This window comes from Amycolatopsis ultiminotia (assembly GCF_039536925.1).
GTDB classification, from domain to species: Bacteria; Actinomycetota; Actinomycetes; order Mycobacteriales; family Pseudonocardiaceae; genus Amycolatopsis; species Amycolatopsis ultiminotia.
Window position 1 is genome coordinate 23,770 of the sequence record NZ_BAAAZN010000011.1, and the last position, 12,454, is coordinate 36,223.

Here is a 12,454-nt window from a genome sequence, read left to right on the forward strand (position 1 = left end):
GCTCGGACCGCGGCCGGGCCGGATACTGGTGGGATGGATCGAGCGGAGCTGGCGGCGTTCCTGCGCCGTCGCAGGGAGCAGCTGCGGCCGGCCGACGTCGGGCTGCCCGCCGGGGCGCGCCGTCGGGCCCGCGGCCTGCGGCGCGAGGAAGTCGCGGCGCTCACCGCGATGTCGACCGACTACTACACGCGGCTGGAACAGCAGCGCGGACCGCAGCCGAGTGAGCAGATGCTGGCCGCACTGGCCCGTGCGCTGCGGCTGAGTGACGACGAACGGGACTACCTGTTCCGCGTCGCGGGCCGCAACGCGCCGACGCCGATGGTCGCGGCCACGCACGTCGCGCCTGCTTTGCTGCGGGTGCTCGACCGGCTGTCGGACACGCCCGCGCTGATCCTGTCCAACCTCGGCGAGACGCTTGTGCAGAACCGGCTGGCGGAAGCGCTCTACGGGGATCGGCTGCGCTACACCGGCCTTGCCCGCAGCGAGATCTACCGCTGGTTCACCGACCCGGAAGAACGGCGCGTCTACCCGGAACACGACCGGGCCCGGCAGAGCCGTGCGCTCGTGGCGAACCTGCGGGTCGCGCACGGTTCGATGGGACCGCAGTCGCGGGCGGGGGAGCTGGTGCGCGCGTTGTGCCGGGAGAGCACGGAGTTCGCGGAACTGTGGGAACGGCACGAGGTCGCGAAGCGGTTCCAGGACCACAAGGTGCTCGTCCACCCGCAGCTGGGCGACATCGAGGTCGACTGCCAGGTGCTGTTCACCGAGGACCAGTCCCAGGCCCTGCTGGTGCTCACCGCGCCGCCGCGCACCGAGGCGTTCGAGAAAATCCAGCTGCTGGGTGTGCTGGGGCAGCAGCAGTTCGAGGACGTGCGCTAGCGATCTCGCGCGCAGTGCGGCGTGCCGGCGATCCGGCACCTGCGGTGCGGTGGCGATCCCGGACGTGCGGCCGCGGCTCGAGCCCCGGTCCCGGCCGTGGATCGACCCCGGTCATCGGCCGGGCAACCTCGATCGACAGGGCTCGCTCAACCGGGTCGTCGAGCAACGGAGGTCATTCGACCGGCGAAGTGGCACGCGCCGTGGATGTACGCGTGGACCGCACGCCGTGGAAGACGTTCGCGGTGCTGCGCCTGGGTCGGGGCGGTACCTGATCAGCGCGCCGATGTTCGAGAAGTCGAGATCCGGCCGTCCGGTGACCATCGAGGCATTCGGCGCGAGCGCGGCGAAGTTCCAATAACTGTCCGAAGTGGACGCCGGTCGCGGGTCACTGCGGACGAGCTGGCTCTCGCATCGTGACCTGCCGCGTGCCGCGCCGGCTGCGCCCACGAGTTCCCGACGGTTGCCGCCGGCGGGTCGTACCATCGATCCGCCACCGACAACGAGGGAGCGGCGGAATGGACCTGCGCCGGTTCGCCCGCGAGGAACGCGCCGAGCTCGCGGAATTCCTGGGTACCTTGACACCGCAGCAGTGGGCGGCGCCGACGTTGTGCACCGGGTGGACGGTGCACGAGGTCGTGGCGCACCTGGTGAGCTACGACGAGATCGGCGCCCGCGGACTGGCCCGGCGGCTGGTGCGGGCGAGGTTCTCGCCGGATCGCGCGAACGCACTCGGTCTCGAGGAGTACCGTGCACTTGCCCCGGGCGACCTGATCGCCGTACTGCGGCGCAACCCCCGGCCTCGCGGCCTGCCTGCCGCGTTCGGCGGCATGATCGGATTCCTCGACGGGCTGATCCACCAGCAGGACATCCGGCGTCCGCTGGGCCTGCCGCGCACCATCCCGCCGGAACGCCTCGCCGGTGCGCTGCGGGTCCTGCTGTTCGCCTTGCCGGTCGGGGCCGCCCGCCGGCTCCCCGGCCTGCACGCGGTCGCCACCGACCTGGACTGGTCCGCCGGGAAGGGGGCCGAGGTCCGCGGTCCCGCGGAGGCTCTGCTGCTGGCACTGGCCGGTCGCCGCGCGGCGACCGCGGACCTTCGCGGGCCGGGGGTGGACCTGCTGGTCTCCCGGACCGAACCGTAGCGCCCGCCTTCGCGCGTCGACATCCGGTGACGCCCGGTTCGCCGGGAAAGGTGACGCGCCGGGTGTTGCCCGGCCGGAACCGCAGTGGCGTGGCCGGAATCCCACCGCGCCGGAATTCATCCGGACCGGGGCTTGCGTCGGCATTCGATGACACCCGGAATAGCCCTCACACCACAGGGGAGGGAATCCGGTGTACAGATGGCAGCAGGCGGAGGGAAAACGGCACGCCCTGGAGGGCCCGTTCCCGCCGCGACCCGAGGAGACCTTCGTCGCCTTGTGCGGGGCGGAGGTCACCGTGGCGCCGAGCGATGTGCCGCAGCTCGGCGGGCACTGGTTCGATCCGACGTGTGCCGAGTGCAATTCGGTGTGGTTGAGCCGGTTATGACCACCCTCCGGTTGCTGGCGCGGATCCGGGATCTGCAGGCGGCACTCGCCACGGACCTGGAGTTCCTGGCCCGCGCACTCGATGTGCAGGCACCCCGCCCGGACGTGGTGCGCGACCTCGGCGAGCGGCTGCTCGACCTGGGTGGCGCACTGGTCGAACGGGCCGACGAACTGAACGCCGAGGTACTCGCCACGCTGCCCGCGCACGGGTGGCTCCCGGAGGCGGGGGCCCGGCGGCGGGCACTCGGTGTCGCGCACCAGGTCGGTCCGCAGCCGTTGCGGTGCGGTCCGGTGTTCCTCGCATTGTGCGGTGCCGCGTGCTTCCCGTTCTACGGGCGAGATCCGCTGGACCGCACGGTGCGGCACGAACGCTGCGAATCCTGCCGCGAACGGCAGGACTCCACCGGGCGGCGAGAATGACCGGCGGGCTCCGGATGTGCGGTGGTGCTACGCGAGAGACCTGCCCGGCGTTCTCGCGGCCGGGCGTTCCGCCGGGAGCGGGTCCTCTACGCGCTGATCATCGTGCTGGTGGGCCGCGTCGCTCCCGGGCTCCGGGACCCGGGCGGCCGTCGGCCGGGCCTGCGCCGGCCCGCGCACCGGGATCAGGCGGCAGTCGGAAACGGTTCGGTGACCACGGCCGCCACGTCCACCTCCGGGGGTTCCACGAACAGCGCCGTTGCGTTGTCGCGGCCGCCGACGGCGATCGCGGTGGCCACGAGGCCGGACGCACCACGGGCCGGGTCGGCCAGTATCTCGTCGATCGTGGCCGGGGTGAGGACCTTGTGCACCCCGTCGCTGGTCAGCAGGAGACCGCCGCCCACCACCTCGGTGGTGCCGATCTCGTGCGGACGGGTGGTGCGCACGCTCGTGGTCACCACGTGCTCCATCCGCGGCGGGTACGGCTGACGGCGTGCCCGGAAGTACTCGGCCATGGTGTGGTCCTCGGTGAGCTTGCGGACCATGCTGCCGTTCCACGAGTACGCGCGTGCGTCGCCGACCCAGGCAATCCGGTAGCCGCCGGGGAACGGCATCGCGACCACCAGCACGGCGTCGCCGGTGCCACCCAGCTCCCGCAGCGCCTGCTGGGCGGTGCGGACCGCGGCGGCCGGGCCTTCGGACACCGGGGTGCGCGCCGCCGCGGACGCGGCCACCCGAGCGGCGCGGCCCGCGGACGGATCGCTTCCGACCCCGTCGGCGAGCGCGAACGTGATCCCGGGCGCGCCCGCCGCGGCGTAGGCGCTCACCGCGTCGGCATTGCGCTCGCGCGGACCCTGCTCGCTCGCGGTGTGCCAGCGTGGATATCCGGTCATGGCGACCTCCCCGGACTCGGACGGGTAACTCTCCGTGTTTCCAGAATGCGCGTCGTTCCTGGGAGCAGGCTGAGGATTTCCGATGGCCGCCCTGTCGATCCGGTCGGGCCGGACACACCGGAAGGCCGGTCCCCTCGGGGGACCGGCCTTCCGCAGCAGTGCTCAGGGGACGAGCCGGTAGACGGTCTGGCTGCCCACGGCCGTCGCGGTGAAGTTCGCCGCGACCCATTCGGCGATCTCGTCCGACCCGCCGCCGGGACCGCCGCCGCGGCCACCGTCCACGTAGTAGGAGACCTCTCCGGCAGCCACGTACTGCCGGAACTCCTGCAGGGTCGGCGCCGGATCGGTGCCCGACCAGCCGCCGATGCCGATCACGCCCTTGCCACTGGCCAGTTCGAGACTCGCCGCCGACTGGGAGCTGCCGGTCGCGGCGGCCCATGTGGTCGTGGTCCGCGCGAGCAGCTGCCCGACGGCGCTGTCGCTCTGCTCCATCCCGGGACCGCCCATCATCCCGCCGGAAGCACTGCTCGCCGGACCGGAGGTGGGGATCGAACCGCTGTGCGGCACGGCGACCGTCTCCACGCCGTAGGCGGCGGTGCCGAGGCCGAGGGTGAGTGCCGTGGCCACGGCCAAGCCCGTGATCAGCGTGCGGATCCGCGGCAGTCCCACCACCACGAACGTCGCGACGACGAGCCCGAGTGCCACGATCACCCAGCGCAGCGCCGGGAACCAGTCCGGTGTGCGGTCGAGCAGGATGAAGTCCCACACCGCGGTCACCGCGATCATCGCGCCCAGCATCACGCGCGGAGCGAGGTGGGCACGGCCGCGCCACAGTGCATGTCCGGCGATCGCGACCACCGCGGCGATCGCCGGGGCGAGCTGCACCGAGTAGTACGGGTGGATGGTGCCGCCCATGAAGCTGAACACCAGCCCGGTCACCAGCAGCCAGCCGCCCCAGACCAGCAGCGCCGCGCGGGTGCGGTCGGTGCGCGCGGCCCGGCGGGTGAACCACAGCCCGGCGGCAAGGCCGATCAGCGCGGCAGGCAGCAGCCAGGAGACCTCGGTGCCGAAGCTCGCGCCGAACATCCGGTCCAGCCCGGAGGCGCCGCCGAACATCGTGTTCCCGCTGCCGCCGGGGCCGCCCCCGCCGAAACCGCCGCCTCCGCCGCCGTTGCCCTCCCCGCCGAAGATCCGGCCGAGACCGTTGTAGCCCAGCGCCAGTTCGAGCAGGCTGTCCCCGGTCGAACCGCCGATGTAGGGCCGCGAAGCGGTGGGCCACAGCTCCACCAGCGCCACGAACCAGCCCGCCGACACGACGACCGCGACGCCTGCGGAAAGCAGGTGCAGCAGGCGTTTGCCCAGCGAGGTCGGCGCGGCCACGAGGTAAGCCACCGCGAACGCGGGCAGTACCAGGAACGCCTGCATCATCTTGGTCAGGAAGCCGAAACCGATCGCGACCCCGGCGAACACCAGCCATTTCGGGCTCGCCTTTTCGATCGCGCGGACCGTGCCGTAGGCGGCAGCGATCAGCAGCAGCACGAGCAGCGCGTCCGGGTTGTTGAACCGGAACATCAGCGCGGCCACCGGGGTCAGCGCGAGCACCGCGCCGGCCAGCAACCCCGGTACCGGACCGGAAACCCGGCGCACGGTCAGGTACAGCAGGCCCACCGAGGCGACGCCCATGAGTGCCTGCGGGGCCAGCACGGTGAAGCTGGAGAACCCGAAGATCCGCGCGAAGGCGGTGCCGACCCAGAGCGCAGCAGGCGGTTTGTCGACAGTGAGCACGTTGCCCGGGTCCAGCGAGCCGAACAGCCACGCCTCCAGGTTCTGCGTGCCACTCTGCACGGCGGCCGCGTAGAACGAGTTGCCGTAATCCGAAGCGGCGAGGTCCCAGAAGTACAGCACCGCGGTGAGCACCAGCAGCCCGAGTGCCGCCGGGCGTACCCACGGCGGGGCTTTGTCCTTGTGGTGCCGGGGATCCCGCGTCTGCGGGGCCGGGGGACGAGCGGACAGGACGGTCATCAGGACTCCTCAGTGGCGGTACGCCGGCGGCGGGGGTTGAAGACCCAGCCGCGCAGCAGCAGGAAGCGGAGCACCGTGGCGGCGAGGTTGGCCAGCACGAGCACGGTGGTCTCCAGTACGACTCCGGGATGCGTGGTGTGGTTGAGCAGCGCGAGCGAGCCACTGGTCAGCACGAGTCCGAGGCCGAACACGAGCAGGCCTTCGAACTGGTGCCGCCCGGCGTTCGCGCGTCCGCGGACCCCGAACGTCACACGCCGGTTGACCGCGGTGTTCGCGATCGCGGTGACCAGCAGCGCGAGGAAGTTCGCCGGCTGAGCGCCGATCCCGGTCCGCAACAGCAGGAACAGCAGCAGGTACGCGGCGGTGCTGGCGACGCCGACCGCGGCGAACCGGACCAGCTGCTTGACCAGGCTGGGGGACACGCCGGGGGCCTGCACGCCGATCGGTTCCCTGCCCAGCTGTTCGCGCAGCCGGTGGATCGGGATCTCGCCGGTGAAGGTGGCCCGGGTGATGCGTGCGATGCCCTTGAGGTCCGCGGTGGCGGTGGCGATCAGGTTGACCGACGAGTTCGGGTCGTCGACCCAGTCCACCGGAACCTCGTGGATCCGCAGCCCGGCGCGCTGGGCGAGCACGAGCAGTTCGGTGTCGAAGAACCACCCGGTGTCCTGTACGTGCGGGAGCAGCCGTTTCGCGACATCCGCGCGGATGGCCTTGAAACCGCACTGCGCGTCGGAAAACCGCGCAGCGAGCGTGCTGCGCAGGATCAGGTTGTAGCAGCGGGAGATGAACTCGCGCTTGGGTCCGCGCACGACGCGGGCGCCGCGCGCGAGGCGGCTGCCGATCGCGACGTCCGAATGCCCGGACAGCAGCGGCGCGACGAGCGGGCCGAAGGCGGCGAGATCGGTGGACAGGTCCACGTCCATGTAAGCCAGCACCGCGGCGTCCGACGCGGACCAAACCGTGCGAAGCGCCCGGCCGCGGCCCTTCTCGTCGAGGTGCTGCACTTCGACCTCGGGGAACTCGCGGGCGAGCCGTTCGGCGACCGGCAGCGTCGCGTCGGTGCTCGCGTTGTCCGCGATGGTGATCCGGTACGGGTAGCCGACGCGTTCGCCGAGGTAGCCGTGCAGGCGGCGGATGCACGGTTCGAGGTCGGCCTGTTCGTTGTAGACCGGGATGACGATGTCGAGGACGGGTTGCGGTCCGCGGAGGCCGACCGGGGTGGTCCCGGGCCGCGGTGCGGGCACGGCGCCGTCGCTGCTGCGGGAGGGGGCGGTGGCGTTCATGCTGTTCACCGTCGTCGGCGGTGCTTTGGTGACCTTGTGGTGTTCCTGTGCGGGGGCTGTGGGTCTTGCAACCGCTCAGGTGATCTTGACCGCGGTGGCCCGGCACGCCGAAAACCCCCGGACGCAGCGGCCGTCCAGGGGTCTTCGCGGTGCCGGGGTCAGCCGGTCAGGTCGTACACCACCACACTGTCCACTGTGGTCGGTTGGTACTGCTCTGCCACCCACGCGGCGATCTGCTCGGCCTCGTCGCTGCCGCTGCTGTCGCCACCGCGCATGGACATGCCCTCGCCGAGGAAGTAGTGGATTTTCCCGTCGTGGACCCATTGCCGGAACTGCTCGAGTGTCGGATACGGGTCGGTGCCGTTGAACCCGCCCACCGCGAGCACCGGTTGCCCGCTGCCGAGCTGGTAGCCGGCCGCGTTGTTGGAGCCGACGGTGGCTGCGACCCAGGTGTAGCGGCTCGGGTCCGCGGTCAGCAGCGCGGTCAGTTCCGGTCCAGGCAGCGACGTGCCGAGCAGTCCGCCTGCCGGTCCTCCGCCGCCTCGTCCACCACCCGGGCCGCCGTTCGATCCGCTTGGTCCACCGCCGAAGTTCCCCGTGCCGCCACCGGGAGGACCGCCGAATCCACGGCCGGTACTCGGGCCCGCAGAAGGAATCGCGCCGCTCTGCGGGGTCGCCGCGGTGGCCACGCTGTAGGCGCCGGATCCGGCGAGCAACGTCACCAGCGCCAGCACGGCCAGCGACCGGACCGCGGTGCGGCCGAGGTGATTGACGAAGAACAGCGCCACGGCCGCGGCCAGCCCCACCACGAGCACCGTCGGCGCGAGCCAGGACTGCCACGACGGTTCGCGCATCAGCAGGAGGTAGGTGGTGGCCGTGGTGAGTGCCAGCCCGCCGCTGAGCAGCCCGGCGGCGGCCGGGTCGGCGCGCAGCCGCCACAGCTGCACCACGGCAGTGCCGACGAGTCCCGCGATCGCGGGCGCGAGGGCGATGGTGTAGTAGGGATGGATGATCCCGCCCATGAAGCTGAAGACCCCGGCGGTGAGGACCAGCCAGCCACCCCAGACCAGCACCGCCGCGCGGCTTCGGTCGGTCCGCGGTGCGCGGCGGGTGAACCACAGGCCCGCGCCGAGTGCGAGCACCGCGGCGGGCAGCAGCCAGGCGATGCCGCCCGCCATTTCGCTGCCGAACAACCGGAACAGCCCGGTACTGCCCCAGCCGCCGCCGGGGCTGCCGCCGACGCTGCCCGTCTCGTCGCCGGTGATCCGGCCGAAACCGTTGTAGCCCAAGGTGAGTTCGAGCAGGCTGTTGTTCTGCGAGCCGCCGATGTACGGCCGGTCCGCGGCGGGCCACAGTCCGGCCACCGCCAGGTACCAGCCTGCCGAAACCAGTACCGCGGCGAGCCCGGCGAGCAGGTGCAGCAGGCGTTTGCCCAGCGAGGCCGGCGCGGCCACGAGATAAGCCAGCGCGAACGCGGGCAGTACCAGAAAGGCTTGCAGCATCTTGGCGAGGAAGCCGAAGCCGACCGCGACGCCGGCGAAAACCAGCCACTTCGGGCCTGCCTTTTCGAGTGCGCGCACCGTGCCGTAGGCGGCGGCGACCAGCAGCAGGACGAGCAGCGCGTCCGGGTTGTTGAAGCGGAAGATCAGTGCGGCTGCCGGGGTAAGGGTGAGGACCGCGCCCGCGATGAGCCCGGCCGCGGCGCCGGACGTACGGCGCACCGTGGCGTACATCAGCCAGGTGGAGCCGACGCCCATCAGCGCCTGCGGAACCAGCATGCTCCAGCTGTTCACTCCGAACAGCCGCGCCGAAAGGCTCATCACCCACAGGCCGGCCGGAGTCTTGTCCACGGTGATGCCGTTGGCCGCGTCGCTCGAGCCGAAGAACAACGCCTTCCAGCTTTGCGAGCCGGCCTGCGCCGCGGCCGAATAGAAGGCGTTGGCCCATCCCGAGGCACCCAGGTCCCACAGGTAGAGCGCGGCGGTGGCGACGAGGAGGAGGACGAGCGACGGGCGAACCCACCGCGGTTCTCTCCGGGCCGGGGCGGATGCGCTCGGCGCTGCTTCGGGGGTCACGACTGCGGTCATGCGCCCAGATTCGCCTGTCGACCTTGGGCCGGGTTGTGCCCACCCTGTGTGCCTGCTGTGCGACTCGCGGGTCAGGCTTCCAGCCGCCGGATCGCGGGTTCGGCGGCCACCCGGCGCTGTGCGGGCACCGCGATCGGCAGCCGGACCGCGAACTCGGTGCGGCCGGGGCGGCTGTGCACCTCGATCGTGCCGTGGTGCGCGATCAGCACCGCGGCCGCGATCGCCATGCCGAGGCCGGTCGATCCGGCCGCGCGCGAGCGGGACGAGTCACCTCGCGCGAACCGTTCGAACACCTCCGGCAGGAGGTCGGCCGGGATACCGGGGCCGTTGTCGGTCACGGTCACCACCGCGCTGCCGTCGGCGGACTGTGCGAGCGCGGTGACCACCGTCGTGCCGGGCGGGGTGTGCACGCGGGCGTTCGCCAGCAGGTTGGCCAGTACCTGGTGCAGCCGCTGGACATCACCGAGCACGAGCACCGGCGCGCCCGGCAGGGACAGCTGCCAGTGGTGGCCGGGGCCCGCCACCTGCGCGTCGCTCACCGCGTCCGCCACCAGCCGGGACAGATCGACTTCGGCGACGTCGAGCGGGCGTCCCGCGTCGAGCCGCGCGAGCAGCAGCAGGTCTTCGACCAGTGCGGTCATCCGGTCCGCCTCGGACTCGATGCGGCTCATGGACCGCGCGACGTCCGGCGGCACCAGCGCCCGGCCGCGTCCGGCCAGTTCGGCGTACCCGCGGATCGCGGCGAGTGGGGTGCGCAGCTCGTGGCTGGCATCCGCGACGAACTGGCGGGCGCGCAGTTCGCTCGCGTGCCGTGATTCCAGTGCCGCGGAGATGTGCCCGAGCATCAGGTTGAGCGCCGCACCGACCTGGCCCACCTCGGTCCGCGGATCGGTGTCCGGATCGGGTACCCGCACGGAAAGGTCCACGTACCCGCGGTCCAGCGGCAGTTCCGACACCCGCGAGGCGGTCTCGGCCACCCGGTCCAGCGGGCGCAGTGTCCGGCGCACTGCGAACGCCCCGACGAACGCGGCACCGGTCACCCCGGCAGCTGCCACGCCGAAGAGGATCAGCCCCACGGTCAGGAGGGTCTGCTGCATCTGGTCCAGTGGCACCCCGGTCACCACCACCCCGTCCGGGATCCGCATCGCGGTGAGCCGGTAGTCGCCGAGGTCGTCGAGGTCGCGGGTGTAGGCGTGGCTGTCCGGCGGGAGGTCCTGCAGCATCGCCAGCTCGTCCGGGGTGAGCGTGACGCGTTCGCCGTCCGGGGACAGCGCGCCGCCGTTGACCAGCCTGCCGCCGGAGAAGTGCGCGTTGACCGTGCCCGCGCCCTGGCCCGGTGCGTCCAGCGGGTTGTGCCCGCCCTGCGGGCCGTCGTGGGTGGCGAAATCCGCCGCGCGGCCCGCCGCGGCGTACAGCTGGTTGTCTGCCTGCGAGATCAGGAACGCGCGCAGCGCGAACTCGCTCACGACGCCGATGATCAGGCACACGAACGAGAGCAGCAGCACGATCGACACAGTCAGTTTCGCGCGCAACGAAAGCCGCCCGAACCGGGCGGCGCCGGGTCTTGCGCGAGATCTCATACCCCGAGCGTGCGAGGAGTGGGTGTGGGCGCGATGTGTGCTGCCTGTGAGTCCGCTGTGCGGTGGCCGGACTTGCCCGGAAAGCCGGTCACAGCCCCGGCTGACCGGTTCCACAGCGCGGGCACAGGCTGCGTCACCACCGTGGAACCCGAACCGTCCACCGACCGCAGGAGCCTTCATGACCACCCCGCATCCCAGCACTGCCACTCCGGACCACCCGCCGGCCTGGGGTGACCTGCAACCGCCTGCGGAACGTCCGGCCCGTGCGAAGTGGATCGCAGGCGGGATCGCCGCGGTGATCGTGTTCGGTGGCGGCGGTGCGGTGTGGGCCGCGACGTCCTCTTCCTCCTCCACTGCCGACAGCGCTCAGTCCGGGCCGGGCGGGCAGGCCGGCGGCCCTGGGGGAGGAGGCGGGGCCGAGCTCGGATCCGCCCTGCACGGCGAGTTCGTCTCCGCCGGCGACAGCGGTACGTACGTGACGAAGTTCCTGCAGACCGGGCAGGTGACCGCATTGAGCAGCACTTCGTTGACCGCGAAGAGCACCGACGGGTTCACCAAGACCTACACGATCGACGCCTCGACGGCCACCGGCATCAAACAAGGCGAAGACGTGACTGTCGTGGCGACGGAGAACGGCAGCAAAGCGACCGTGACCTCAGCGACGGAGGCGCGCACGGCCGGGGGCATGAACGGTGCCCCGCCGGCGAACGGCGGCTGACGCCTCAGCCAAGGGCGCGTGCCGCGGCCACCGCCTGCCCGGCGTATGACCGTCCGAACAGGACGGTGTGCACCAGCAGCGGGAACAGTTGGTGCATCGGGATCCGTTCGCGGTATCCGTCGGCCAGCGGCGCGGCCTCGTGGTACGCCGCGACGATCCGGTCCAGGTGCGGGCAGCCGAACAGGTGCAGCATCGCCAAATCCGATTCACGGTGGCCGCCATGTGCTGCCGGATCGATGAGGACCACCCCGGCGTCGCTCCACAGCACGTTGCCGTTCCACAGGTCACCGTGCAGGCGCGCCGGGGCTTCGGTCGTCTCGGGGAACCGCGCGCAGGCCCGTTCGATCACGCGGGCCTCCGCGGTGCTCACCGTGCCGTCGTCGACCGCCATACCCACGTATGGCAGCACGCGGTGTTCGGCGTACCACTGCGGCCAGCTGTCCCCTGGCACGTTGCGCATCGGCGCGAGCCCGATCCAGGCGTCCGCCGGACCGTCCGGGGGAGCGGCGCCGAACGACGGCGCGCCGGCGGCGTGCAGAGCGGCGAGCTCGCGGCCGAACGCCTCCGCCGCGGCGGAGGTGGGCGAGGCCTGCTCCACCAGGTCCAGCACGAGCCAGCCGGTGTCCGCCCCGTGCACCCGCGGCAGGGCCACGGTCCCGGCGGCGGCCAGCCAGCGCAGCCCGGCGGCCTCCGCGATGGCGGCTCCTGGCGGATGCCCCCGCTTGACCACCACGGCCTCGTCGCCGTCGAGGCCACCGTCGAGCGTGACCTCGCTGAGCGCGCCGGTCCGCCCGGAGCCGGTCACCGTCCGTCCGGTGAGCCGAGCGGCCGCTTCTGCCGCCGTGTCCGCGTGCTGCCGGGGTGCCACGTCCGGCAGATTACCCGCGCCGAAGCCCCGCGGACTCGTCCGGCCGCAGATCGGAAGGGGTGCGCCAATGGCCCCCGGGCCCGTCTCGTCCCGCCTCTGGCCTAGACTCGGACGTCCCGGTCAGCAGGTGACCGGGGCCGTCCTGAAGGACGTTGGAACCCGCATCGTTTACCGCTCGAGGAGA

Annotated in this window: 11 protein-coding genes; 5 read left to right on the forward strand and 6 right to left on the reverse strand. The window is 72.0% G+C overall.

The features are described 5' to 3' along the window. The first annotated feature begins 33 nt into the window (after positions 1–33). The 4 genes from ABD793_RS24140 (at position 34) to ABD793_RS24155 (ending at position 2,822) form a co-directional block, all read left to right on the forward strand. Positions 34–879, forward strand: a complete 846-nt coding sequence (locus tag ABD793_RS24140) for an MmyB family transcriptional regulator (RefSeq protein ID WP_344863763.1) — start codon at positions 34–36, stop codon at positions 877–879. A gap of 515 nt (positions 880–1,394) precedes the next feature. Next, positions 1,395–2,018 (forward strand): maleylpyruvate isomerase family mycothiol-dependent enzyme, encoded by a 624-nt coding sequence (locus tag ABD793_RS24145; protein ID WP_344863765.1) that lies wholly within the window; start codon positions 1,395–1,397, stop codon positions 2,016–2,018. 190 nt (positions 2,019–2,208) lie between these two features. Then, entirely contained in the window at positions 2,209–2,403 is a 195-nt protein-coding gene (locus ABD793_RS24150) for an HC3 family zinc finger protein (protein WP_344863767.1), read from the forward strand. Then, positions 2,400–2,822 carry a hypothetical protein gene (locus tag ABD793_RS24155; protein WP_344863768.1) on the forward strand — a complete coding sequence of 141 codons (423 nt, stop codon included), beginning with the start codon at positions 2,400–2,402 and terminating at the stop codon, positions 2,820–2,822. Before ABD793_RS24150 ends, ABD793_RS24155 begins: the two co-directional genes overlap by 4 nt. 182 nt (positions 2,823–3,004) lie before the next feature. Here ABD793_RS24155 and ABD793_RS24160 read toward each other — a convergent pair whose 3' ends face one another. From ABD793_RS24160 to ABD793_RS24180, 5 genes are all read right to left on the reverse strand, one after another. Then, on the reverse strand, positions 3,005–3,712 hold the full coding sequence (locus tag ABD793_RS24160) for a PP2C family protein-serine/threonine phosphatase (RefSeq protein WP_344863770.1): 708 nt from the start codon (positions 3,710–3,712) through the stop codon (positions 3,005–3,007). 162 nt (positions 3,713–3,874) lie between these two features. Then, complete coding sequence (locus ABD793_RS24165) at positions 3,875–5,737, reverse strand: ArnT family glycosyltransferase (RefSeq protein WP_425548769.1); 1,863 nt, start codon at positions 5,735–5,737, stop codon at positions 3,875–3,877. Then, positions 5,734–7,017, reverse strand: a complete 1,284-nt coding sequence (locus tag ABD793_RS24170) for a bifunctional glycosyltransferase family 2/GtrA family protein (protein ID WP_344863774.1) — start codon at positions 7,015–7,017, stop codon at positions 5,734–5,736. The genes ABD793_RS24165 and ABD793_RS24170 overlap by 4 nt, the downstream gene beginning before the upstream one ends. A gap of 158 nt (positions 7,018–7,175) precedes the next feature. Further along, the gene (locus ABD793_RS24175; RefSeq protein WP_344863776.1) at positions 7,176–9,104 is read right to left on the reverse strand and encodes an ArnT family glycosyltransferase; all 1,929 of its coding nucleotides are present in this window, start codon (positions 9,102–9,104) and stop codon (positions 7,176–7,178) included. Between the two features lie 71 nt (positions 9,105–9,175). After that, the gene (locus tag ABD793_RS24180) at positions 9,176–10,684 is read right to left on the reverse strand and encodes a sensor histidine kinase (protein WP_344863778.1); all 1,509 of its coding nucleotides are present in this window, start codon (positions 10,682–10,684) and stop codon (positions 9,176–9,178) included. A 178-nt stretch (positions 10,685–10,862) separates the two neighbouring features. Here ABD793_RS24180 and ABD793_RS24185 point away from each other — a divergent pair, with 178 nt between their 5' ends. Then, positions 10,863–11,402: a hypothetical protein gene (locus ABD793_RS24185; RefSeq protein WP_344863780.1), complete on the forward strand. Its 540-nt coding sequence runs from the start codon at positions 10,863–10,865 to the stop codon at positions 11,400–11,402. A 4-nt stretch (positions 11,403–11,406) separates the two neighbouring features. Here ABD793_RS24185 and ABD793_RS24190 read toward each other — a convergent pair whose 3' ends face one another. After that, positions 11,407–12,270 (reverse strand): fructosamine kinase family protein, encoded by an 864-nt coding sequence (locus ABD793_RS24190; protein WP_344863782.1) that lies wholly within the window; start codon positions 12,268–12,270, stop codon positions 11,407–11,409. Between the last annotated feature and the right edge of the window lie 184 nt (positions 12,271–12,454).

Coding starts and splice junctions, on each gene's coding strand:
- ABD793_RS24180 (WP_344863778.1), bottom strand. CDS start 10,684: ATGAGATCTCGCGCAAGACCCGGCGCCGCCCGGTTCGGGCGGCTTTCG.
- ABD793_RS24155 (WP_344863768.1), top strand. CDS start 2,400: ATGACCACCCTCCGGTTGCTGGCGCGGATCCGGGATCTGCAGGCGGCA.
- ABD793_RS24145 (WP_344863765.1), top strand. CDS start 1,395: ATGGACCTGCGCCGGTTCGCCCGCGAGGAACGCGCCGAGCTCGCGGAA.
- ABD793_RS24170 (WP_344863774.1), bottom strand. CDS start 7,017: ATGAACGCCACCGCCCCCTCCCGCAGCAGCGACGGCGCCGTGCCCGCA.
- ABD793_RS24160 (WP_344863770.1), bottom strand. CDS start 3,712: ATGACCGGATATCCACGCTGGCACACCGCGAGCGAGCAGGGTCCGCGC.
- ABD793_RS24185 (WP_344863780.1), top strand. CDS start 10,863: ATGACCACCCCGCATCCCAGCACTGCCACTCCGGACCACCCGCCGGCC.
- ABD793_RS24175 (WP_344863776.1), bottom strand. CDS start 9,104: ATGACCGCAGTCGTGACCCCCGAAGCAGCGCCGAGCGCATCCGCCCCG.
- ABD793_RS24140 (WP_344863763.1), top strand. CDS start 34: ATGGATCGAGCGGAGCTGGCGGCGTTCCTGCGCCGTCGCAGGGAGCAG.